Consider the following 21060-nt stretch of genomic DNA (forward strand, 5'->3'; position numbering starts at 1 on the left):
CCCGGTCGGCGGGTGCGGCGGCCGGGCGCGCGGAGGTGGTGGTCCGGTCGGCGGGTGGGGTGACCGGGTGTCCGGCCGGGGCGATCCGGTCGGCGGGCGGGCCGGGCGGGGGCGCGTCGACCGGCACCACCGCGAGCCGGGCCCGCCCCGCCGCCAGGGCGGCGAGGTCGGCGGCGGACAGCGCCCGGAGCAGCCCGGCCACCAGGTCGGCGACGTCGCGGGCCGGGTCGGTCACGCCACGGTCCGCTCGGGCTGGAGGTGGTCGAGGAACTCGGTGGCGAGCTGGCGCAGCTCGTCGCGGACCGCCGGGGTGGCGATCCGGTCGCGGAGCACCACCGGCACGCCGCGCGGGGTGTTCGTGGCGAACGTGGTGACGTTCTCGCGCAGGGGCGTGGGGAAGACCGGCAGGCCGAGCGCCCGGACCTGGTCCATGTAGCCCTGGTGGGCGGCGATCGGCCGCTGCGCCATGAGCTGGATCATCGTGAACACCACGCCGGCGACGTCGGGGGCGACCTTGTGGTGCCGGCGCGTGGTGGCGAACCGGCGGGCGTCGGCGTTGTACTGGTCGACCAGCTCCCGGACGTTGCCGTGCAGGTAGTCGATGCCCAGCGTGGACAGGTAGTCGGCCTTCGCCGGGATGAGCAGGTGGTCGCTGGCGATGATGGCCGACTGGGTGACCACGTTGAAGTTCGGCGGGCAGTCGATGAGCACCATGTCGTAGCCGCCGAGCGCGTCGTCGTGCAGCCCCTCGGCCAGGGAGCCGCGCACCCGGAACAGCTCGGCGTCGTACTCGTCGCCGTCGGCCACGGCCCGGGCCAGCGCGAGGTCGATGTCGACGAGCTGGAGGTGGGAGGCGATCAGGTCGAGCCGGCCCGCGCCGCTGAGTCGCGCGTTCGCCGGGCCGGGGGAGACGACCAGCTCGCCGAGGGTCGTCGCGGGGGTGTCCCCGCGCAGGCCGTCGTACCAGCGCTTCACCGTCCGGCCGTCGCGCAGCCGGTCCCGCCAGTCGTCCGGGTCGTAGAAGCCGAACGTGAGGCTGGCCTGCGGATCGAGGTCGATGAGCAGCACCTTCATCCCCCGGTTGGCCAGCTCGGCGCCGAGGTTGGCGGTCACGGTGGTCTTGCCGACCCCACCCTTGTAGTTGATCACGGACACGACGTACACCGGCACCTCCCCAGACCCGGAACGGTAGCGGGCCGACGATCCGGCGCGGCACCCCCTCCGGCCCCCCCCCGGTGGCGACGCGTCGATCATGAGGTTGGCGGGAGGAAATGCCGGAGTCCGCGCCGCCAACCTCATGATCGACGCCCAGGGCGGGCGCGGGTGGGGCTGTTAGAGTCTGCGCTGCTCTTCGGTCGGGTGGGAGGGGGTGGCGGTGGTGGTGCCGTTCCGCGACGCGCTGTCGCAGATGCTCAAGGCGCGTTTCCCGGTCCTCTACGTCGAGTCGTCCGAGGAGCAGCGGGTGGTCGCCGAGGTCTGCGCCGTCGCCCGCGACGCCACCCTCGTCCGTACGCCCCGGGCGGTGTGGACCTGGTCGCTGACCACGGGTCTCGTGCAGCCCGACGGCGTCGCCCGCAAGGGCACCACCGACCCGGACGACGCGCTGGCCGCGGCGCTGCGCGTCGACCACCCCAGCGTGCTGATCTTCAAGGACCTGCACCCGGCGCACGGCAGCGGCGACCGGCCGGGCACCCCGGGCGTGGTCCGCCGGCTGCGGGACGTGGTGGCCGCCTTCAAGACCGGTCCGGTGCCACGCACCCTCGTCCTGGTCTCGCCGGTGCTACACATCCCGGTGGAGCTCGAGAAGGACGTGACGATCGTCGACTTCCCGCTGCCCACCGAGACGGAGATCCGGCGGGTGCTGGACGGCATGATCGCCGCCAACTCCGCCAGCGGCCGGATCCGGATCGCGCTGGACGGCCTCGGTCGGGAACGGCTCGCCAAGGCGGCTCTCGGGCTCACGCTGCACGAGGCGGAGAACGCGTTCGCCCGCGCCATGGTCAACGACGGCGTGCTCGACGGCAGCGACCTCGCGGTCGTGCACGAGGAGAAGCGGCAGACCGTACGCAAGTCGGGGCTGCTGGAGTTCGTCGACGCCGCGGTCGACCTCGTCGACGTCGGCGGGCTGGAGAACCTGAAGCGGTGGCTGGCCAAGCGGGACGGCTCCTGGCTGGCCGAGGCGGCGGCGTACGGGCTGCCCGCGCCCCGGGGCGTCCTGATCACCGGCGTGCCCGGCTGCGGCAAGTCCCTGACCGCCAAGGCGATCGCCTCCGCCTGGGGCCTGCCGCTGCTGCGGCTGGACGTCGGCCGGGTCTTCGCCGGGCTCGTCGGGTCGAGCGAGCAGAACATGCGCACCGCCATCCGGACCGCCGAGGCGACCGCCCCCTGCGTGCTGTGGGTAGACGAGATCGAGAAGGGCTTCGTCGGCGGGGCCGGCGACTCCGGCACCTCCGCCCGGGTCTTCGGCTCCTTCCTGACGTGGATGCAGGAGAAGGCCAAGCCCGTCTTCGTCATCGCGACCGCCAACGACTTCGAGCGGCTGCCCCCGGAACTGCTCCGCAAGGGACGCTTCGACGAGATCTTCTTCGTCGACCTGCCGACCCGCGCGGAACGGGCGTCGATCTGGCGGGTCCACCTCGCCCGGCGGCTGCGCAACCCGGCCGTCGCCGGTGCCCTGACGCCCGACGACGCCCTGCTCGGCGAGCTCGCCGGGCTCAGCGAGGGCTACTCGGGGGCCGAGATCGAGCAGGCCGTGGTCGGCGGGCTCTTCGACGCCTTCGCCGAACGGCGTCCGCTGCGCCGCGACGACGTGGTCCGGGCCCTGGTCAGCATGGTGCCGTTGAGCGTCACCCAGGCGGAACGCATCGACGCCGTACGCTCCTGGGCCGACGCCCGCGCCGTCGCCGCCACCGCCGCCGAGGACTGGGACCTCGGCGGTCGTCCCAGGGGTCCGGGCGGCTCCCGGCCCGGCGGCCCGGGGCAGCAACGGGGGCAGGGCGGGCGAGCGGTCGAGTTCTAGTCTGTGGGTCGACACCGAGGGAAGGGCCCCGATGAGCGTCTCACTGATACTCCTGCCGCTGGCCGTCGCCGCCGTCGCTGCGACCCATGCCGCCACCGCCGGGCGGGACGGGGAGGGTCGCGTCGTCTGCGAGGTGCAGACCCGGATGCGGGACGAGACGCTGCTCGTCGCCGCGCTGCGCGACACCGGCGCGGCGGTCGCCGCCGAGCCGGACGCGATCATCGCGGACTGGGCCGACGTGCGGGCCGGCTTCCGGCGCGGCGAGGACGGCATCTGGTCGGCGCACTTCACGGGCGAGGTCGACGAGCAGCGGGCCGTCGAGGCGGTCCGGGCCATCGACGCCGCGTACGGGCGGCAGGTCCAGCGGGCGGTGTTGGAGCGGCTGCGCGAGCAGGCCCCCGCCGCCGGGCTGCGGCTGGAGTCCGAACAGGTCACCGAGGATGCGAGCGTGCGCCTGGTGTTCGCCGTCGAGGGCAGGTCGTGATGGGCGGGCAGCCGCGGATCGTGGTCACCGTGACCAGCGAGGGCGTGGTGAGCGCCGAGACCCGGGACGTGCTCGGCGACGGCTGCCTCGACTATATCGCCGTGCTGGAGGACCTGCTGGCGGCCCGCACGGTGCGCAGCGCGTACACCGCCGACCACGGTCGCGCGGCCGTGCCCGCACGGCAGGAGCAACGTGACGTCGAACGCGCCTAGCCCCGGCTGGCCGCCCCCGGCCGCCCCCCGGCCGAGCGCGATGTGGCACGTGTTGCAGAGCTGGTGGCTGCTGCTGCCCGTCCTCGGGTGCAGCTGCCTCGGCGGCTTCGGGTTCATCTACGTGGGCCTGCGGGCCCGCCGCGCGGCGTGGTGGGTCCCCGGCATCGTCTACGCCGTGGTGGGCTGGACGGCGTTCATGCTCGTCGGCGAGTCGGACAAGGAGAGCGCCGTCAGCGACTGGGCGGTGGGCGTGCTCCTGGCCGTCTGGGCGTCCAGCATCCTGCACGCCGCGCTGATCAACCCGGCGTGGCTGCGCTGGCTCACGCACCGCCGCGCCAGGTCGGCGGCGGCGTGGCCGGGTGGGGCGTACCCGCTGGCCCCACTGCCCCGGGCGGCTCCCGTCGGCCCGGTGCCCGGCCCCTACCCGGGCATGACGCTGACGTATCCGCCCAGTTCACCGGCCGCCTACCCGCCCTCGTACCCGTCGGCCGCCTATCCGCCCCCGTCGGCCGGGCATCCCCAAGCCACGTCGGCGTACCCGCCGCAGTCGTTCGGGCCGGCGGCCCCGCCGCCCGGGTCGCCGGTGGGACAGCCGCCCGCGCCGGCCGGGTATCCGCCGCCGGCGGCCGATCCGACGATGGTGCCGCACCAGCCGGTCGACCCCTTCGGGCCCGAGCCGCTCGCGCCGCCGTCGGACCCATGGGCCGACGGGGAGTCCGGGACGATCGACGTCAACACGGCCGGGCCGGAGGCCCTCGCGTCGCTGCCCGGCTTCGACCCGCAGCGCGCCCGGCAGGTGCTGGCAGAGCGGGAGCGGCGCGGGTCCTTCGGCAGCCTGGCCGAGTTCGCGGCCGCCGCCAACCTGGCCCCCCACGAGTACGCGCGCCTGCGCGACGCCGTGGCCTGCGTACCGCCCGCCGGGCCGGCGCCCGGGCCGCCGCCACCGGGCCGGGTCCTCGATGTCTGACGACGGTCCCGGGCCCCGCCCGGCGGCCGGGGCGGAGGCGGTGTCGGTGGCCCGGTTCCTGGCCGCCACCCGCGCCGAGGGGCCGGGCGAGCGGACGGCCGTCTGGGTGCAGGGCTGCGCCATCCGCTGCCCCGGCTGCTTCAACCCGCACCTGTGGAGCTTCCGGGGCGGGGAAAGGATCGCCCCCGCCGACCTGGTGCGCCGGGTGCTCGACGCCGGCACCGAGGGGCTGACGCTGCTGGGCGGCGAGCCCTTCGACCAGGCCGCCCCGCTGGCGGCCGTCGCAGCGGGGGTACGCGCCGCCGGCCGCTCGGTGATGACCTTCACCGGCTACACCACGGCGCAGCTGCACCGGGCGGTCGACGCCGGCCGGGACGACGTCGCGGCGCTGCTCGGGGCGACGGACCTCCTCGTCGCCGGGCCGTTCCTGGCCGACCGGATCGACACCCGGCGGCCCTGGGTGGGTTCCACCAACCAGGAGTTCGTGCTGCTCGACGACCGCTTCCCGGGCCTGCTCGACGAGGTGTCGCACAGCCCGGACCGGGTCGAGGTGACCGTCGACGCCGCCGGTGGGGTCGCGGTGAACGGCTGGGCCGAGGTCGACGCCCTCGACGAGTTGCTGGCGTCGGTGACCCGCCCCCAGCCCCGGCGGGCGGGCGGCCCCGGGCGCGGCTGACCGCCCCCGGTCCCGGGTCTGCGGGCCCGACCTCAGTCCCGGCGGGCCAGCGCCGAGCGCCGGTAGCCGTAGAGGGCGTAGATCACCGCGCCGAGCAGGAACCAGACGGCGAAACGCAGCCACGTCTCGGGAGCCAGGTAGGTGATCAGCCAGAGGGAGAACGCCGCGCCCAGCGCCGGCACCACCGGCATGCCCGGCAACCGGAAGGTGCGCGGCGCGTCCGGACGGCGGTAGCGCAGCACGATCACCGCGACGCAGACCACCACGAAGGCCAGCAGGATGCCGATGTTGGTCAGCTCGGCCGCCTCCCGGATCGGCAGGAAGCCGGCGATCAGGGCCGAGCCCACGCCGACGATCCAGGTGACCCGGCTCGGCACCCGGCGGACCGGATGCAGCTTGGCGAACCACCCCGGCAGCAGCCCGTCGCGGCTCATCGAGAACCACACCCGCGTCACGCCGAGCATGAAGGTGAACATCACGGTCAGGATGCCGATGATCGCCCCGACCGCGATGACGCTGGCCAGGCCGGAGAGCCCGACCGAGGCGAACGCGGAGGAGAAGCCGCTCTCCGGGTCGATGTCGCGGTAGTTCTGCATGCCGGTCAGCACCAGGGTGGCCAGCACGTAGAGGACCATCGAGATCGCCAGCGAGTAGACGATCGCCTTGGGCATGTGCCGGCGGGCGTCCTTCGACTCCTCGGCGGCGGTGCTCATCGCGTCGTAGCCGAAGACGGCGAAGAAGACCGTGGCCGCGCCGGTGAGCGCCCCGCCCAACCCGAAGGGGAAGAACGGCGAGTAGTTCGCCGTGCGGATGTGGAAGAAGCCGACCACGACGACCAGCAGCACCACGGCGATCTTCAGCCCGACGACGATCGTCTCGAAGCGCGCCGCGGACTTGATCCCGAGGTTCAGCAGGAACGCGATGAACAGACAGAGGACCACCGCGAACAGGTCGACCACCCGTCCCTCGCCGGTGCCCGGGGCGCCGAGCATCCAGGCCGGCAGGTCCGCCCCCAGCTCGCTGACCAGGAACGAGAAGTAGCCAGAGATGCCGATCGCCACCACGGCCACGATCGCGGTGTACTCCAGCAGCAGGTCCCAGCCGATGAACCAGCCCACCGCCTCGCCGAGGACCGCGTACCCGTAGGTGTAGGCCGAGCCGGCCTTCGGGATCATGCCGGCGAACTCGGCGTACGACAGGGCCGCCGCCGCGCTGGCGAGCCCGGCGATCAGGAACGAGACCAGCACGGCCGGGCCGGCGGTCTCGCTCGCCACGGCGCCGGCCAGGGCGAAGATGCCCGCGCCGATGATGCCGCCCACCCCGATGGCGGTGAGCTGCCAGAGCCCGAGGGAGCGCGCCAGCCCGTCGCCGGTCTCGTCGGCGATCTCCTCGACCGGCTTGCGGCGGAAGATCCCCGTGCCGCCGCCGCCCGTCGTCCGTCCCGTGGAGGTCATCGTCGTCCCCCTTCCCGACCCGCCCGGCGTGCCCGATCCCGCCGGCTGCGCTGCCAGTGCGGGTACCCGCACTGGCAGCGACGCCGGTAAATCTCCAACGAGGACGGCCGCGCCGGGATGCGGCACGCGGGCTCACTCGACGACCGGCAGCACGACCTCGTTGTGGCGCAGGAACCACGGCTTCCACGGCGGGTCGAAGCGCGCGTACCGGACCGCGCCGGTGGGGCGCAGCCCGGCCGCGGTGACCGCGCGGCCCAGCGCGGTCGCCCGCCGGTCGAACGCCCGCGCCGTCCAGCGGCCCGCGAAGCGCGTCGCGGCGGCGAGCTGTTCGGGGACCACCCGGGTGTGCACCCGGGGGTCCGCCGGCTCGGGCAGCGTGTCGGGGGTGAGGTCCGCCGGCATCACGAGCCACACCAGCCAGTGGCCCGGCCGGTCCCCCTCCTCCTGCACGAACGGCACCGTCATGGCGACCGTCTCCGGGCCCGTCTCCCGCGCGGTCGTCCGCCGGGAGCGGTTGGCGCCGCGCAGGTACGCGCCCAGCGGCCGGAAGGCGTCCCGGGCGGCCTGCTCGAACGCGCCCTCCACCCGCACCTCGACGACCAAGTGCGGCGGGTAGCGGCGCAGCTCGAAGCCGGGGTGCCGCGCCACCACCCGGTACGGCTGCTGCTCGGTCATCGCGCGCTCCCCGTGCCCCGGGCCCCGTCGAAAGCAACGCTACCGGCCGTCGACCTCCGGCTCAGCCGAAGTCGCGTCCTCCCGTGGACGCGGGGCGGACCGGGTCAGCCGCCAGTACTGCCGCCGGCCGTCGTCGCGCATCACCACCCCGGTGCGGCCGAGCTCGCCGCGCAGTTCCCGGGCCTCGCCGCCCCGGTCGGCGTGCAGCGCCCGCTGCCGGGCCCGCAACAGGGCGTCCGCGCCGCTCGGCAGCCCGGGCAGGCCCGGCACCCACCGCCGGTACGCGTCCCGGTGCGGGTCACCGTCGGTCCACGGCCAGCCGTGCGCGCGGAAGGCGTCGCGCAGCCGGTCGACGGACAGGTCCGACCGCTCCCGGACCAGCTCCTCGTCGTCCGCGCCGAGCAGCACGAGGTCCTTGCCGTCGACGAAGACGGCGCGCACCGGCCGCCGCCCGACCTGCCGGTCCGCGCGGTCGCGGCGCAGCCGGACCCGTTCGGTGTCGACGGTGACGGCGAGCCGTTCGGCGGTGCCCACGGCGGCGACCAGCAGGCCGCCCAGCGTGCCGACCGCCAGCCCGCCGATGCCGGCCTGCGGGTCCGGCAGCCCGGCGACCAGCTCGAACAGTCCCTGCGCCGGGGCCCAGGACAGCCCGGCGACCCACCCCGCGCCGGTGGCGAGCAGCCACCCGCCGCCCGCGCCGAGCGCCGGGAGGCCGCCCCAGAGGAGCGCCAGTTCCGCCGCGCCGCCGTCGACGACGGTGGGGGCGCCGTAGCCGTCCACCGTCAGGACACCTCGCGCCGCAGCGTGCGGACCAGCCCCGCGACCAGCGGCACGGCCAGCCAGACCAGCAGCGACACGGCGAACCGCCCCCACTGACCGGCGGTCACGTCCGGCGTGAGCAGCGGCTCCATGGTCCGGCCCGTGTCGAGCCAGCCCGCCGGGCCGCGCAGCGGCCGGATCATCTCGCCGAGGATCGACCAGAGGGTCGGCAGCAGCAGGTAGCCGACGACCGCCAGCGGGGTGTTGAGCAGCAGCAGGCCGAAGCCGGCCCCCATCAGCACGTTCGCCACCTGGAGCACCACGGCGTGCAGCAGCAGGGCCCCCTCCATGCGCCAGGTGCCGGCGCCGCCGGTGGCCCCGGCGACCAGCGTGCCGGCGGCGGCCACGCCGAGGCTCACCAGCACCGACGCCAGCGCCGCCAGCACCATCGCGGCCAGCTTCGCGACGATCACCCGGCCCCGCCGGGGCACCAGGGCGAACGTGGTCAGTGCCGTGCGCTGCGACCACTCCCCGGTGATCGACAGGATGCCCAGCACGGGCAGCAGCAGCCCGATCGGCAGCATCGAGGGGACGAAGAAGTTGCCGAAGGTCTGCTCGGAGTCGTCCGCCCAGATCAGCTGGACCACCACGAGGGCGGCGGCGAGCAGCCCGATGGTGATCAGCAGCCAGAGCCCGGCCCGGGTGTCGACGAGCTTGCGCAGCTCCACCCCGGTGAGCCGGAGCAGCGACGGCCGGCGTACGCCGGGGTGGCGCGGGGCAGCGTCGGCGGTGGGCGGGCTGGCGGTGGTGGCGGTGGTCATCGGACGGCCTCCTGGGTCGACGCGCCGGCGGTCAGGGTGAGGAAGAGCTGTTCCAGGCCGCCGCTGCCGGCCGCCCGCAGTTCGGTGAGGGCGACGCCGGCGTCGGCGGCGGCCTGCCCGACCGCCTCGGCGTCGGCGTGGACCAGCAGCCCCTCGGTGCCCTCGGTGGCGGCCAGCCGGGCCCGGTCCAGCGCGCCGCGCAGCGCCCCGCCGTCCCGGGCCCGGACCAGCGTCCCGCCGCCGGCCAGCAGCTCGGCCTTGTCGCCCTGGGCCACGATCCGGCCGCCCCCGATGACCACCAGCCGGTCCGCGACCGCCTCCACCTCGCGCAGCAGGTGGGAGGAGAGCAGCACCGTGCCGCCCCGGTCGGCGAAGTCGCGCAGCAGGCCGCGCATCCAGAAGATCCCCTCCGGGTCCAGGCCGTTGGCCGGCTCGTCGAGGATCAGCACCCGGGGGTCGCCCAGCAGCGCGTGCGCCAGGCCGAGCCGCTGGCGCATCCCCAACGAGTACGCCCGGAGGCGGCGCCCGGCCGCGACCTCGTTCAGCCCGACCAGGTCGAGCTTGGCGGCGACCTGCCCGCGGTCCACGCCCATGGTCGCCGCGGCCACGGTCAGCGCCTCCCGCCCGGTGCGGCCGGCGTGCTGGGCCGAGGCGTCCAGCAGCACGCCCACCTCGCGCCCGGGGTTGGGCAGCTCCCGGTAGGGCCGGCCGCCGACCGTGGCGCCGCCGCCGCTGGGCGGCGTGAGCCCGCAGATCATCCGCATGGTGGTGGACTTGCCGGCCCCGTTCGGCCCCAGGAACCCGGTGACGGTGCCCGGCTCGCAGCGGAACGACACGTCGTCGACGGCGGTGTGCCGCCCGTACCGTTTGGTGAGGTGTTCCACGCTGATCATGCCGGTCACGCTGCCGGAGCCACCCGGCCGCGCGCTGCGGCCGACGGTCTCGTCCGGCGGCTACCTTGGTCGACGCCGAGGTCTCGACTTTGGTAGCTGGTCGGCCCGTCGCGCGGCTGCCTAGCATGGGTCGCGTGACCAGTGCCGCCGTACCGGAGCACCCCTGGCTGCTGCCGGGGGCGCTTGGCGTCGACCCGGCGGCCCGGGTGGGGCGCGGTCCGCGTCGCACCACCCGCGACTGGCTGGTGGACGGCCTCTGCTTCCTGCTCTCCCTCGGCTGGGTCCTGCTCGCCACGGCCGACGCGGTCGCGCCCGACCCCGACTTCTCCACCCCGCTGCCGCAGCGCTGGATGGTCCCGGCCGACGCGCTGCTCGGGCTCGTCTGCTGCGCGCTGCTCTGGGTGCGACGCCGGTGGCCGCTGGGACTGTCGGTGGTGACCCTGCCGCTGACCCTGTTCTCGATGGCGTCGGCGGTCCCGCTGCTGATCCTCTACTTCACCGTCGTGGTGCACCGCCGCACGGCCGTCGCGCTGGCGGTGACCGCCGCCGGTCTGGTCACCAACTTCGCCTTCAGCTACCTGCGCCCGGATCCCCACATGCCGTACTGGGTGACGACCGTCTGGGGGGTGGTGCTCAGCCTCTCCGTGCTGGCGTGGGGGATGTTCGTCCGGGCGCGGCGGCAGCTCGTCGTGTCGCTGCGCGAGCGCGCCGAGCGGGCCGAGGCGGAGCAGCAGTTGCGGGTGGCGCAGGCGCGGCACCTGGAGCGCACCCGGATCGCCCGGGAGATGCACGACGTGCTGGCGCACCGGATCTCGCTGCTCAGCCTGCACGCCGGCGCGCTCGAGTTCCGGCCGGACGCGCCGCCGGAGGAGGTGGCGCGGGCGGCCGGGGTGATCCGGGGCAGCGCCCACGCGGCGTTGCAGGACCTGCGCGAGGTGATCGGGGTGCTCCGCGCGGAGACCGTCGCCGACGGTGACCCGGAACGCCCGCAGCCCACCCTGGGCGACCTGCCCGCGCTCGTCGAGGAGTCGCGGGCGGCCGGGATCCGGGTCGGCGTCCGCGACGTGGTCACGGCGGGGGAGCAGGTGCCCACGGCGGTGGGGCGCAGCGTCTACCGGATCGTGCAGGAGGGGCTGACCAACGCCCGCAAGCACGCCGCCGGCGCGGCGGTCACCGTCGATGTGGCCGGCGCCCCCGGCGACGGGCTGACCGTGGAGGTCCGCAACCGGTGGCCGGTCGGCGGCGGCGTCGCCGGTCCGGAGATCCCCGGCGCCGGCACGGGCCTGGTCGGCATCGCCGAACGGGTCAGCCTGGCCGGCGGGCGGCTGGAGTACGGGCGGGACGACTCGGGCGACTTCCGGCTGGCCGCCTGGCTGCCGTGGCCGGCGTGACGGGGCCGGCGGCGGGCGGCCCAGCGGCGGGCGGCTCGGCGATGGGCGGCCCAGCGGCGGGCGGCCCGGCGGCGGGTGGCCCAGCGGCGGGCGGGTCGGGGTCCGCCCCGGACCGGCCGGTGCGGGTGCTGATCGTCGACGACGACGCCCTGGTCCGGGCCGGCCTGTCGATGATCCTCGGCGGGGTGCCGGACCTGCTCGTGGTCGGGGAGGCCGCGGACGGCAGCGAGGTGCCCGCCGCCGTGGCCGCCTGCGCGCCGGACGTGGTGCTGATGGACATCCGGATGCCCCGGCTCGACGGGCTCGCGGCCACCGAGGCGCTGCGCGCGTCGCCCGACCCGCCGGAGGTGCTGGTGCTGACCACCTTCGACGCCGACGAGCAGGTGCTCCGGGCGCTGCGGGCCGGGGCCGGTGGCTTCCTGCTCAAGGACACCCCGCCGGCCGAGATCGTGCGGGCGGTGCGCCGGGTGGCGGCGGGGGAGGCGACGCTCTCCCCGGTGGTGACCCGCCGGCTGATCGACCACGTGACCGCGCCGGGCGCGGCGGGCGGGCCGGACCCGCGCCGGGAGCGGGCGCTGCGGCAGCTCGCCGGGCTCAGCGAGCGGGAGCGCGAGGTCGCGGTCGGGCTCGGGCGGGGCCGGACGAACGCGGAGATCGCCGCCGAGCTGTTCATGAGCGTCGCGACCGTGAAGGCGTACGTGTCGCGGCTGCTGGTGAAGCTCGGCCTGAACAACCGGGTCCAGGTCGCCCTGCTGGTGCACGACGCCGGCCTCGTCTGACGCGGGATCGAACCGTCCGTGCCCGCTGCGCCGCTGGGGCCGGCCGGTGGCTCCCCCCCGCCACCGCGCCGCGCCGGCCCCGGGCGAGCTGAGCGCGGCACCGGTCCCCGGCAGGCCGAGCGGGGGTACGCCTGCCGGCGCGGCCGGGGCACGACGCCGGCCCGGGACCCGGGTCTCCGCCCGCGCCCCGGGCCGGCGCCGCCGTCCGACCGGCTCAGTCGTTGCCGTCCGACCGGCTCAGTGCCGCCGTCCGGCCTGCTCAGTCGTTGCCGGCGCCGATCCCGCAGTCCGGCGCGGACCAACTGGTGGTGTTCGGGGTGTCGTCGCTGTTGTTCTCCCGTCGCGAGTCCACGTGCACGTGGTCGTCGTGGTCCGGGTAGCCCGGCCCGTAGATCCCGCTGAAGCCCCGGCTGCGGGCGTCCCGGGCGATCTGGCACAGCGAACTGGTGCGCGACACCACGTCGGCGGCGTTGCCGTAGAGGTGCTGGCTGTCCGACGCCCCGCCGACCTGGTCGTTGCAGGCGCGGCTGCGGAAGCCGCTGCTGACCAGCAGGGGCTTGTCGCCGAGGCTGCGCCGCATCGCCTCCAGCTTCCACATCGTGCGCAGCGCGTTCTGCCTGGTCTGTGCGGGGGAGAGCGGGCCGCCGTTCCAGCCCCCGCGACCGCAGCCGTCGTCCATCTCGGTGAAGCTGAAGTGCCGTGGCGTGCAGTCCTCGTCCTGGAGGGCGTAGAGCTTGCCGTACGTCTGCGGTCCGGCGACGCCGTCGGCGCGCAGCCCGTACGCGGCCTGGAACCGCTTGACCGCGGCGGCGGTCTTCGGTCCGTAGCGACCGTCGTTCTCCACGATGTCCCGGTTGCCGGCCCACCCGGCGACCCGGATCTGCAACTGGCGGACGTCGTCGCCGGAGCGCCCCTGGTAGAGGTTGCGCTTCCACGTGTAGCAGCCGTCGGCGTGGGCCGCTGGCGCGGCGACCACCGTGGCGACAGCGGCCGCCGGCAACGCCAGGGCGAATGCGACAGCCGCCCGTTTCAGGGTGTTGACGCGCACAGAAGTCCTCCCGATAGGAGTGCGAATGGGGTGGCGATCCGGGACATCGGCCTGGCCGTCCCGCATTTCCACCCTGGCAGGCCGCCGGGCGGTTCGCGGTAGTTAACGAGAATTGTCCTCGCGATTCGCCGTTCCTGGGCGTTGCCTGGGCATTACGCGAATTGCGAAACGCCCATTGATCCGCAACCGGCGAGGAAAGCGCGAATGGCACGTAAAGCCGCAGCTCAGCCCTCGGAGGGTGATGTTCTCCCGCCGGTCGGACCCGGTAACGTCAGCGCCGGCGGGACCGGGGGAGGGGGCGGCGTGGCACGTGGTGGCGTCTTCTGCATCGAGGGCCAGTGGCACCGCGACCTCAACGAGCGCGGTTCCGTCCTGCCCACGCTGGAACTGCTCGAACGGCTCGGGAAGATCCGCTTCATCCACAAGGACGCGGCCACCCGCGACGAGCTCTTCTACTTCGTCGACCGCTGGCTGCTCAAGCAGTACGCCGACCACCGGGTCGGCTTCTTCGCGATGCACGGCGAGCCGAGCCGGCTCTGCCTGACCGACTGGGAATCGGTGGCGCTCGCGGACGTCGCCGAGCTGATGGCGGGTCGCTGCGACGGCCGACGGCTCTATTTCGGCAGCTGTTCGGTGCTGCGCGCCTCCGACGCGGTGCTGCGGGGCTTCCTCGACGCCACCGGAGCGGCGCTGATCTGCGGATACACCCGCGAGGTGGACTGGGTCGAGTCGGCCGCCTTCGAGACCGTCCTGCTCGACGTGCTGGCCAACGGCCAGCGCCACAACGCCGCCGAGCTGCGGATGGGCTCCGCGCACTGGGCGCCGCTCGCCTCGTACCTCGGGTTCCGGGTGATCTACGCCAACGGCCGCGCCTGGCGGCCCTCGGTCCGCCCCCGGGTGCCGGCCCAGCCCGCCGCCGGCCGCGCCGCCCCGCGACCCCGGTGAGGCCGCCGGTGCCGACGCGCGCTGGTGCGGGGCGCCGCGCCGGTTCGGTCGCGGTACGACGGGCGTCCTGGTAGGAACGACGGATGGCACGCAGCATCGCTACGAGCACCCGGGTCGACCGGGCCGAGCTGACCGGGTTCCTCCGGCCCCGGCACCGGGTGGTGCTGATGACCAACCGCGCCGACGGTCGGCCGCAGTCGTCCCCGGTCACCGCCGGGGTGGACGGCGAGGGACGGCTGGCGATCTCCACCTATCCCGAGCGGGCCAAGGTCGCCAACATCCGCCGCGACCCACGGGTGTCCGCGTGCGTGCTCTCCGACGACTGGAACGGCCCGTGGGTGCATCTCGACGGCACCGCCGAAGTGCTGGACCTGCCGGAGGCGCTGGAGCCGCTCGTGGAGTACTTCCGCCGCATCTCCGGCGAGCACCCGGACTGGGACGAGTACCGGGCGGCGATGGTCCGGCAGGGCAAGTCCCTGATCCGGGTCACCATCGAGGCCTGGGGCCCGATCGCCACCGGCGGCTTCCCCGCCCGCCTCGCCGACTGACACGCCCGGTCGCACCCGCGGGGCAGCCCGACAGCGCCCACGCAACCTCCGCAGCTGACAGTCCACGCCACCACCGTGGCTGACCGGGCCCGCCCTCAGTACGCGGCGGTGAAGCGGGCGTTCTCGTGGCGCGGCTGCTCGATCTCGTCCACGATCGCCACCGCCAGGTCCTCGTAGCTGAGCACCGAGCGGCCCTCGTGGTCGGTCACCGGCTGGTCGCCGCCGGTGCGGTAGTGCCCGGTGCGCTCGCCGGGGTGGAACTCCAGCGGCGGCGGGGAGACGTAGGTCCAGGTCACCCCGTCCGCCGAGGAGCGGTAGAAGTCCAGGGCGTCGGCCTGCCCCAGGGCCGCGTCGCGGTACTCCTGGGGGAAGTCCGGTTCGTCTAGGTAGCGGGTGCCCTTCCGGGTGAGCAGGGTCGAACCGCCGCCCACGTGGATGATCCGGGGCGCGGCCGGCATGCCGCGCAGCGCGCCGACCAGGTTCCGCGCCGCGTCGAGCCAGAGGTCGCGTTCGCCGCCGCCGATCGCCACCACCATGACGTCCGTGTCGGGCGCCAGCTCCCGTACGCTCCGCTCGCTGGTGGCGTCCCCGGTGACCACCGTGACCGCCGGCGGCAGGTACGAGGTGGCCTCCGGCCGGCGTACCGCCGCAGTGACCCGGTGCCCCCGGCCGACCGCCTCGGCGGTGATCCGCGACCCCGCGGTGCCACCCGCGCCGAACACGACGATGTTGCTCATACCGCCTCCCGCCCGGCCCGTCCGGCCCGGCGGACGTAGCCCGTCTCCAGGCTATTGACCGGCGCTGCCGCGCGCTGGCGGACCGAGGATCCCGGCCGACCCGGTCGGATCGGCTGCGCCGGTCGCCCCTCGGCGGCGCGGCCCGGAGTCGGCTCAGTCGACCAGGGCGGAGTAGACGAGCTGCCGCAGCTGCGGCCGGATCGGATAGGTGCTCGACGGCATGAGCTGGGTGAAGAACAGGGCCGTGACCTCCTCGGCCGGGTCGACCCAGAACGCCGTGCTCGCCATGCCGCCCCAGTAGTACTCGCCGGCGCTGCTCGGCACCCGGCTCGGCACGGGGTCCTCGACCACGGCGAAGCCGAGCCCGAAGCCGATCCCGTCGAGGGTGGTCTCGGCGAAGCCACCCGTGGAGAGCGCGCCCAGGTCCCGGCCGCCGGGCAGGTGGTTGCGGGTCATGAAGCGCACCGTGCGCGGCCCCAGCACGCGCGCCCCGTCCAGCTCGCCGCCGCGCAGCAGCATCTGGGTGAACCGGTGGTAGTCGGCGGCGCTGGAGATCAGGCCGCCGCCGCCGGAGTGCAGCAGCGGCTTCTCGTACGCCAGGGTGCCCAGCTTGTCGTAGCGGAACGCGCGGCCGGTGCGCGGCTCGGGCGCGTAGAGGGCGGCGAGCCGATCGGCGGTGTCGCCCTCGGCCCACCAGTGCGTGTCGGTCATGCCCAGCGGGCGGAAGATCCGGTCGGCGAAGAAGGCGTCCAGGCTCTGCCCGGAGACCACCTCGACCAGCCGGCCGAGCACGTCGGTGGCGACCGAGTAGCCCCACGCGGTGCCGGGCTGGAACAGCAGGGGCAGCTCGCCGAACGCCTGGCAGGCCGTCGCCAGGTCGACGTCCGCCGGCGGGTACAGGTCGTAGCCGGCGGCCCGGTAGATGCCGTCGACCACCGAGGTCTGCATGAAGCCGTACGTCAGGCCGGCGGTGTGGGTGAGCAGGTGCCAGATCCGGATCGGTTCGACCGCCGGCACCGTGAACGGCTTGAGGGCCGAGCCCTTGGAGTAGACCCGCAGGTCGGCGAACTCGGGCAGCCACCGGCTGATCTCGTCGGTCAGCTCGAAGCGGCCCTCCTCCCACAGGATCATCGCGGCGACGGAGGTGACGGGCTTGGTCATCGAGTAGATGCGCCAGAGCGTGTCCGCCTCGACGGGCCTGCCCGCCTCCGCGTCGCGCAGCCCGTACGCCGACGAGTGGGCGATCTCGCCGCGGCGGGTGACCAGCACCTGCCAGCCGGCGAGGCGGCCCTCGTCGACGTACCTGCCGAAGTGCTCGTCGATGCGCGCCAACCGCGCCGGGTCGAAGCCGATCTGGTCCGGGTCGATGCTGCGTGCCACACTCACCTCGCCGAAACTACTAGCCGGTACGCCCCGGTGGAAGGGCCGCGACGGTCGTCCCACCCTCTCGGTAGCCTGGTCCGATGCCCGAGCTGACCGAGGACGCGACCTTCCGCGACGAGGACTGGTACGGCGAGGAACTGGTGGACCGGCACTTCGTCCGCTGCGAGTTCTTCCACGTCGACCTGACCGAGGCGGTGAGCCGGGGCGCGGTCTTCGACGGCTGCACGTTCGGCAACGTGCGGTTCAACGCCTCCCGGCACACCGACTCGGCCTTCACCCGCTGCACCTTCCAGCGGTGCAACTTCTTCGAGGCGGAGTTCACCGGCTGCAAGCTCGTGGGCAGCACCTTCGCCCAGTGCGACCTGCGGCCGCTGACGGTCGCCGGCGGCGACTGGTCGTTCGTCGCGCTGCCCGGCGCCGACCTGCGCGGGGTCCGCATCACCGACGCCCGGATGCGCGAGGTGGATCTCACCGGGGCCAACCTGACCGGGGCCACCATCACCGGCGTCGACCTCTCCGCCGCGCAGCTGCACGGCTCCCGGCTGTCCGGGGCCGACCTGCGCGGCAGCGACCTGACCGCGCTTGACCCGACGGTGGTGGAGCGGGCCGGGGCGATCGTCGACCCCGCGCAGACCGTGGTGATCGCGCAGGCGCTCGGCTTCGAGATCCGCTGAGTAAAGCCGACGCGGGTTGTCCGGATTGCCTGCCAGGCTGGGCCCCATGGCATGGTGGTCAGATCTCGTCCGGGACGAGCCCGAGTTCGCCGAGCGCGTGCGGGCGCTCTTCGCGGTACGCAAACACGGCACGATGGCGACGCTGCGCCGGGACGGCTCTCCCCGGATCAGCGGCACCGAGTTCGACTTCGGCGCCGAGCACCTGCGGCTGGGCAGCATGGCCGGCGCGGTCAAGGCGCTCGACCTGCGCCGTGACCCCCGGGTGGCGCTGCACTGCCCGACCGAGGACCCGCCGGCCGACGATCCAGGGTCCTGGGGCGGCGACGCGAAGATCGCCGGGCTGGCGCACGAGGAGCCGCCGGGCGAGGACGGCTCGCACCGGTTCCGCGTCGAGTTGACCGAGGTGGTGCTGACCCGGGTGGGCGATCCGCCGGACCACCTGGTGATCGAGAGCTGGCATCCCGGTCGGGGTCTGCGCCGCCGACGACGGGACTGAGCCGGGGCGCCGCAGGACCCGCGACCACCGCCCTGATCGATGTCCGGGCGGCCCCGTTCGCCCGGCGACCGGCCGTGGCCCGGAGTAGCGTGGTCGCGACGACCGGGTGCGCGAGGGCGAACGGGAGGGCTCATGAGCGAGCAGGTGCTGGACAGCCCGCAGGGCTGGGTGGCCGACCACATCCGACGGTACGTCGAGACCGACGGCGCCGAGGGGCACGAGTGGCGGCCCGGGGTCTTCACCCTGCTGCTGACCACCCGGGGCAGGCGCAGCGGGCAGCTGCGGCGCACCGCGCTCATCTACGGCCGCGACGGCGACGCCTACCTGGTCGTCGCATCGCAGGGCGGCGACCCGAAGCACCCGGCCTGGTACCTCAACCTGCTCGACGAGCCGCTCGTCGAGGTGCAGGTGGGCGCCGAGCGGTTCACCGCGCGGGCGCGTACGGCGACGGCGGAGGAGAAGCCGCGGATGTGGTCCACGATGGCCGCCATCTGGCCCGCGTACGACGACTACCAGACCAGGACCGACCGGGACATCCCCGTCGTCGTGCTCGACCGCGTCCGACCCGGGGCCTGACCGGCGGATCACCCACGACCGATCGACGGCGACGGCTGCCGGTGTGAGACTCGGTGCACCGTCCGGCAATCCCGCCGGGCGGACCACCCCCACCGGGAGGACACATGCCCGCGTTCGCGATCGCCCACCTGCACGACGCCCCGGTCAACGAGGACATCCTCACCTACATCGAACGGGTCCAGTCCACACTGGAGCCGTTCGGTGGCCGGTTCCGGGTGCACGGCGCCGAGGTGGAGGTCAAGGAGGGCGACTGGCCGGGCGTCGTGGTCGTCGTCGAGTTCCCCGACGTGGAGCGGGCCCGGGCCTGGTACGACTCCCCGGCGTACCAGGAGATCCTCCCGCTGCGCACCCGGCACATGCCGGGCTCCGCCGTGATCGTGGAGGGGGTCGCCCCCGACTACGACGCCCGCCGGACGGCCGCGCGCCTGCGGGAGCGGGCCGCCCGCTGACCGACATGGCCGTCACGTCGGCCCGACCGCCGGGACAGTTTGTCCGTCACGCCGCGTCCGGCCTGTCGTAACTTTCTGCTGTCCACGTCCGACGATCCTCTGTGGAGGCTTGGCCGATGAGCAGCACCACCACCCGCACCGTCCGTCCGAGGGCCCCCCGGGGCGCCGGGGAGCCGTCCGGGGAGGTGCTCCGGGAGATCCCGCTGCCGCCGTACGTGACCGTCGAGGACGCCCAGTTCGCCGTGCGGGCGATCGTGGTGCACGCGCCGAGGCTCTGGTCCGGCGGGACGGTCTGCCGCAACGACGCCAGCCCGCACCCGTGCCGGCTGCACCGCTGGGGGACCCGCGTGCTGGCGCAGCGCGGCCTGCGTCCCGCCGAGATCGCCGCGCTGATCGAGCGCGGCGACCCGGCGGCCGAGCTTCCGCACCGTCCCGGCGCGTGAACGCCGGCGGGGCCCTCGCACCGGGCCCCGCCGGCCCGTCAGCAGGCGTTCGGCTTCACCCAGGCGCACTCCAGGCCCTCGGGAACCCGGGGGGCGTCGGGGGCCGCCGGGGGCGCGACCCGCGCGCCGGTCACGCCCTTTTCGGTGTACGAGGCCAGGGCGATCGCGATCTGGTCCTCCAGTGTCTTCACCGAGGAGGCCAGGTAGTTGTTGAGCAGGATCGAGAACGCCAGCACCCGCCCGTCGGCGTCGGTGACGTAGCCGGAGAGGCCGGAGACGCCGGTCAGGCTGCCGGTCTTGGCGTGCACGTTGCCCGCCGCCGGGGTGCCCCGCATCCGGCTGCGCAGCGTCCCGCCGACGAACCGGTCCGCCTCGCCAGCGACCGGCAGGGCCGCGTACCAGGTGTCGAACCAGGGCTCGGCGCGGACGGCGGTGAGCAGGTCCACGAACTCGTCGGCCGGGACGAGGTTGCGCCGGGAGAGCCCGGAGCCGTCCCGCTGGCGCTGCGTCCCGGTGTCCATCCCGGCGTCGGCGACGTACTCGCTGATCGCGGCCAGCCCGGCCGACCAGGTGCCGGAGCCGGAGAGCACCCGGCCGATCTCCTTGGTCAGCACCTCGGCGTGCCCGTTGTTGGACAGCTTGAGGAACGGCACCATCAGCTCGGCCAGGGGCATCGAGCGGTGCCGTCCCACCTCGGTCGCGCCCTCCGGGGTGGCCTGGCCGAGCACCGTCCGACCGAGCACCCGCACGCCGTGCCGGCGCAGCGCCGACCGGAAGACGTCGGCGGCGTAGCCGGTGGGCTCCCAGACGCTGACCCAGTCGCTCGCCGGCGCGGCGCCGAGCGCGATCTGCCCGGTGACGACGACCGTGTTGCTCCCGTGCGCGCGCTCGAAGGAGACCGACGTCGCCCCGCCGGCGACCGTCTCGGCCCGGTTGTCGATCTTCAGGTACCGGGTGGCCGGGGTGGTGGTGACGACCGGACGCGCGCCGGCGGTCGCGCCGGGGGCGGCGTGGACGATGACGGTGCCCGCGTCGTAGTCGGTGTCCGGCGCCACGGTCAGGGCGGAAACCTGCGCGGCGTAGTAGTACGGCTCGTCGTCCCAGGTCCAGTCCGGGCCGAGGCGGGTGCTGTCGTAGCGGGTGTCGTCGGCCACCAGGTTGCCGGTGACCACCCGGACGCCCGCGGCGGCGACCTGCGCGGCCAGCGCGTCGTAGTCGGCGGCCAGCATGGTCGGGTCACCCCCGCCGCGCAGGTAGAGGTTGCCGGAGACCAGGCCCGCGCGGCGGGCGCCGCTGGTCCGCACCTCGGTGCTGAAGCGGTGGCCCGGCCCGAGCAGTTCCAGCGCCGCTGCCGAGGTCAGCAGCTTGGTGTTGGAGGCGGGAACCAGGCGGCGGTCGCCGTTGCGGTGGTAGACCGTCTCCCCGGTGGCCGCGTCCTTGACCACCACCGAGGCCTGCGCCCCGGCCAGCCGGCTGTCGGCGAGGATCGCGTCGATGGTGGCGTGCAGGCGGGTCGCCGCGGGGGTCGGGGACTCCGCGGTGGCGGTGGGCGCGCCCGCCGTGGCCGCGGCGGCGACCAGCGCCAGCAGCGCGAGCGTCCGGGGGAAGAGACGACGATGCATGGGGTGATG

The 21060-nt window shown here is 74.8% G+C and carries 23 protein-coding genes and 2 pseudogenes; 14 read left to right on the forward strand and 11 right to left on the reverse strand.

The features are described 5' to 3' along the window. Both AB0G08_RS13550 and AB0G08_RS13555 read right to left on the reverse strand, forming a co-directional pair. Positions 1-235: pseudogene (locus tag AB0G08_RS13550) on the reverse strand (hypothetical protein); the annotation flags it as partial. Then, complete coding sequence (locus AB0G08_RS13555; protein ID WP_358086989.1) at positions 232-1164, reverse strand: AAA family ATPase; 933 nt, start codon at positions 1162-1164, stop codon at positions 232-234. The pseudogene AB0G08_RS13550 and the gene AB0G08_RS13555, both read right to left, overlap by 4 nt. 205 nt (positions 1165-1369) lie before the next feature. On the opposite strand from AB0G08_RS13555, the gene AB0G08_RS13560 reads away from it, so the two are divergent. The 5 genes from AB0G08_RS13560 to AB0G08_RS13580 are packed head-to-tail and all read left to right on the forward strand — an operon-like array spanning position 1370 to position 5358. After that, a complete protein-coding gene (locus AB0G08_RS13560) occupies positions 1370-3019 on the forward strand; it encodes an AAA family ATPase (RefSeq protein WP_358086991.1) in 1650 nt (549 codons plus the stop codon). 31 nt (positions 3020-3050) lie between these two features. Further along, complete coding sequence (locus AB0G08_RS13565) at positions 3051-3503, forward strand: hypothetical protein (RefSeq protein WP_357868305.1); 453 nt, start codon at positions 3051-3053, stop codon at positions 3501-3503. Then, positions 3503-3715, forward strand: a complete 213-nt coding sequence (locus AB0G08_RS13570; RefSeq protein ID WP_334605134.1) for a DUF2997 domain-containing protein — start codon at positions 3503-3505, stop codon at positions 3713-3715. Before AB0G08_RS13565 ends, AB0G08_RS13570 begins: the two co-directional genes overlap by 1 nt. Next, positions 3696-4682 carry a helix-hairpin-helix domain-containing protein gene (locus AB0G08_RS13575; RefSeq protein WP_358086994.1) on the forward strand — a complete coding sequence of 329 codons (987 nt, stop codon included), beginning with the start codon at positions 3696-3698 and terminating at the stop codon, positions 4680-4682. Before AB0G08_RS13570 ends, AB0G08_RS13575 begins: the two co-directional genes overlap by 20 nt. Beyond that, positions 4675-5358, forward strand: coding sequence for a 4Fe-4S single cluster domain-containing protein (locus AB0G08_RS13580; protein WP_358086996.1), 684 nt, complete (start codon positions 4675-4677; stop codon positions 5356-5358). The genes AB0G08_RS13575 and AB0G08_RS13580 overlap by 8 nt, the downstream gene beginning before the upstream one ends. 32 nt (positions 5359-5390) lie before the next feature. On the opposite strand, the gene AB0G08_RS13585 is transcribed toward AB0G08_RS13580, so the two are convergent. The 5 genes from AB0G08_RS13585 to AB0G08_RS13605 all read right to left on the reverse strand — a co-directional run bounded on the left by AB0G08_RS13585 (position 5391) and on the right by AB0G08_RS13605 (position 9960). After that, the gene (locus AB0G08_RS13585) at positions 5391-6812 is read right to left on the reverse strand and encodes an amino acid permease (protein WP_358086998.1); all 1422 of its coding nucleotides are present in this window, start codon (positions 6810-6812) and stop codon (positions 5391-5393) included. 132 nt (positions 6813-6944) lie between these two features. After that, the gene (locus tag AB0G08_RS13590; RefSeq protein WP_358087000.1) at positions 6945-7487 is read right to left on the reverse strand and encodes a heme-binding protein; all 543 of its coding nucleotides are present in this window, start codon (positions 7485-7487) and stop codon (positions 6945-6947) included. A gap of 39 nt (positions 7488-7526) precedes the next feature. Next, positions 7527-8267 (reverse strand): hypothetical protein, encoded by a 741-nt coding sequence (locus AB0G08_RS13595; RefSeq protein ID WP_358087002.1) that lies wholly within the window; start codon positions 8265-8267, stop codon positions 7527-7529. A gap of 2 nt (positions 8268-8269) precedes the next feature. Further along, the gene (locus AB0G08_RS13600; protein ID WP_358087004.1) at positions 8270-9067 is read right to left on the reverse strand and encodes an ABC transporter permease; all 798 of its coding nucleotides are present in this window, start codon (positions 9065-9067) and stop codon (positions 8270-8272) included. Next, positions 9064-9960 (reverse strand): ATP-binding cassette domain-containing protein, encoded by an 897-nt coding sequence (locus AB0G08_RS13605; protein WP_358087006.1) that lies wholly within the window; start codon positions 9958-9960, stop codon positions 9064-9066. The genes AB0G08_RS13600 and AB0G08_RS13605 overlap by 4 nt, the downstream gene beginning before the upstream one ends. 134 nt (positions 9961-10094) lie before the next feature. On the opposite strand from AB0G08_RS13605, the gene AB0G08_RS13610 reads away from it, so the two are divergent. Together AB0G08_RS13610 and AB0G08_RS13615 are read left to right on the forward strand one after the other, a co-directional pair. Beyond that, the gene (locus AB0G08_RS13610) at positions 10095-11351 is read left to right on the forward strand and encodes a histidine kinase (protein WP_358087008.1); all 1257 of its coding nucleotides are present in this window, start codon (positions 10095-10097) and stop codon (positions 11349-11351) included. Then, on the forward strand, positions 11330-12130 hold the full coding sequence (locus AB0G08_RS13615; protein WP_358087212.1) for a response regulator transcription factor: 801 nt from the start codon (positions 11330-11332) through the stop codon (positions 12128-12130). The genes AB0G08_RS13610 and AB0G08_RS13615 overlap by 22 nt, the downstream gene beginning before the upstream one ends. 259 nt (positions 12131-12389) lie before the next feature. Here the strand turns inward: AB0G08_RS13615 and AB0G08_RS13620 are convergent, their stop codons facing one another. Next, positions 12390-13178, reverse strand: a complete 789-nt coding sequence (locus tag AB0G08_RS13620; RefSeq protein WP_358087010.1) for a D-Ala-D-Ala carboxypeptidase family metallohydrolase — start codon at positions 13176-13178, stop codon at positions 12390-12392. Positions 13179-13481: 303 nt separating this feature from the next. On the opposite strand from AB0G08_RS13620, the pseudogene AB0G08_RS13625 reads away from it, so the two are divergent. Then, positions 13482-14197 (forward strand): annotated as a pseudogene (locus tag AB0G08_RS13625) (hypothetical protein). Between the two features lie 9 nt (positions 14198-14206). Next, entirely contained in the window at positions 14207-14671 is a 465-nt protein-coding gene (locus AB0G08_RS13630) for a PPOX class F420-dependent oxidoreductase (RefSeq protein WP_358087012.1), read from the forward strand. Positions 14672-14766: 95 nt separating this feature from the next. Here AB0G08_RS13630 and AB0G08_RS13635 read toward each other — a convergent pair whose 3' ends face one another. Next, positions 14767-15408, reverse strand: a complete 642-nt coding sequence (locus tag AB0G08_RS13635; RefSeq protein WP_358087014.1) for an NAD(P)H-binding protein — start codon at positions 15406-15408, stop codon at positions 14767-14769. Positions 15409-15561: 153 nt separating this feature from the next. Further along, positions 15562-16794 (reverse strand): serine hydrolase domain-containing protein, encoded by a 1233-nt coding sequence (locus AB0G08_RS13640; protein WP_358087016.1) that lies wholly within the window; start codon positions 16792-16794, stop codon positions 15562-15564. Between the two features lie 77 nt (positions 16795-16871). Between AB0G08_RS13640 and AB0G08_RS13645 the strand changes: the two genes are divergently transcribed. From AB0G08_RS13645 to AB0G08_RS13665, 5 genes are all read left to right on the forward strand, one after another. Next, the gene (locus AB0G08_RS13645) at positions 16872-17465 is read left to right on the forward strand and encodes a pentapeptide repeat-containing protein (protein WP_358087018.1); all 594 of its coding nucleotides are present in this window, start codon (positions 16872-16874) and stop codon (positions 17463-17465) included. A gap of 46 nt (positions 17466-17511) precedes the next feature. Continuing rightward, entirely contained in the window at positions 17512-17961 is a 450-nt protein-coding gene (locus AB0G08_RS13650) for a pyridoxamine 5'-phosphate oxidase family protein (RefSeq protein ID WP_358087020.1), read from the forward strand. Between the two features lie 132 nt (positions 17962-18093). Next, positions 18094-18537, forward strand: a complete 444-nt coding sequence (locus AB0G08_RS13655) for a nitroreductase family deazaflavin-dependent oxidoreductase (RefSeq protein ID WP_358087022.1) — start codon at positions 18094-18096, stop codon at positions 18535-18537. Positions 18538-18641: 104 nt separating this feature from the next. After that, on the forward strand, positions 18642-18986 hold the full coding sequence (locus tag AB0G08_RS13660) for a DUF1330 domain-containing protein (protein WP_358087024.1): 345 nt from the start codon (positions 18642-18644) through the stop codon (positions 18984-18986). Between the two features lie 116 nt (positions 18987-19102). Beyond that, positions 19103-19429: a hypothetical protein gene (locus tag AB0G08_RS13665; RefSeq protein WP_358087026.1), complete on the forward strand. Its 327-nt coding sequence runs from the start codon at positions 19103-19105 to the stop codon at positions 19427-19429. 38 nt (positions 19430-19467) lie between these two features. Here the strand turns inward: AB0G08_RS13665 and dacB are convergent, their stop codons facing one another. Then, positions 19468-21051, reverse strand: a complete 1584-nt coding sequence (dacB, locus tag AB0G08_RS13670; protein WP_358087028.1) for a D-alanyl-D-alanine carboxypeptidase/D-alanyl-D-alanine-endopeptidase — start codon at positions 21049-21051, stop codon at positions 19468-19470. Positions 21052-21060: the final 9 nt, after the last annotated feature.

This window comes from Micromonospora sp. NPDC023644 (genome assembly GCF_040640115.1).
Taxonomy (GTDB): domain Bacteria; phylum Actinomycetota; class Actinomycetes; order Mycobacteriales; family Micromonosporaceae; genus Micromonospora.

What these genes read in the sequence shown, in the direction of transcription:
- AB0G08_RS13590 (WP_358087000.1), bottom strand. Translation starts at nt 7,487, where the DNA reads ATGACCGAGCAGCAGCCGTACCGGGTGGTGGCGCGGCACCCCGGCTTC.
- AB0G08_RS13580 (WP_358086996.1), top strand. Translation starts at nt 4,675, where the DNA reads ATGTCTGACGACGGTCCCGGGCCCCGCCCGGCGGCCGGGGCGGAGGCG.
- AB0G08_RS13635 (WP_358087014.1), bottom strand. Translation starts at nt 15,408, where the DNA reads ATGAGCAACATCGTCGTGTTCGGCGCGGGTGGCACCGCGGGGTCGCGG.
- AB0G08_RS13660 (WP_358087024.1), top strand. Translation starts at nt 18,642, where the DNA reads ATGCCCGCGTTCGCGATCGCCCACCTGCACGACGCCCCGGTCAACGAG.
- dacB (WP_358087028.1), bottom strand. Translation starts at nt 21,051, where the DNA reads ATGCATCGTCGTCTCTTCCCCCGGACGCTCGCGCTGCTGGCGCTGGTC.
- AB0G08_RS13665 (WP_358087026.1), top strand. Translation starts at nt 19,103, where the DNA reads ATGAGCAGCACCACCACCCGCACCGTCCGTCCGAGGGCCCCCCGGGGC.
- AB0G08_RS13605 (WP_358087006.1), bottom strand. Translation starts at nt 9,960, where the DNA reads ATGATCAGCGTGGAACACCTCACCAAACGGTACGGGCGGCACACCGCC.
- AB0G08_RS13650 (WP_358087020.1), top strand. Translation starts at nt 17,512, where the DNA reads ATGGCATGGTGGTCAGATCTCGTCCGGGACGAGCCCGAGTTCGCCGAG.
- AB0G08_RS13600 (WP_358087004.1), bottom strand. Translation starts at nt 9,067, where the DNA reads ATGACCACCGCCACCACCGCCAGCCCGCCCACCGCCGACGCTGCCCCG.
- AB0G08_RS13585 (WP_358086998.1), bottom strand. Translation starts at nt 6,812, where the DNA reads ATGACCTCCACGGGACGGACGACGGGCGGCGGCGGCACGGGGATCTTC.
- AB0G08_RS13630 (WP_358087012.1), top strand. Translation starts at nt 14,207, where the DNA reads ATGGCACGCAGCATCGCTACGAGCACCCGGGTCGACCGGGCCGAGCTG.
- AB0G08_RS13565 (WP_357868305.1), top strand. Translation starts at nt 3,051, where the DNA reads ATGAGCGTCTCACTGATACTCCTGCCGCTGGCCGTCGCCGCCGTCGCT.
- AB0G08_RS13570 (WP_334605134.1), top strand. Translation starts at nt 3,503, where the DNA reads ATGGGCGGGCAGCCGCGGATCGTGGTCACCGTGACCAGCGAGGGCGTG.
- AB0G08_RS13655 (WP_358087022.1), top strand. Translation starts at nt 18,094, where the DNA reads ATGAGCGAGCAGGTGCTGGACAGCCCGCAGGGCTGGGTGGCCGACCAC.
- AB0G08_RS13645 (WP_358087018.1), top strand. Translation starts at nt 16,872, where the DNA reads ATGCCCGAGCTGACCGAGGACGCGACCTTCCGCGACGAGGACTGGTAC.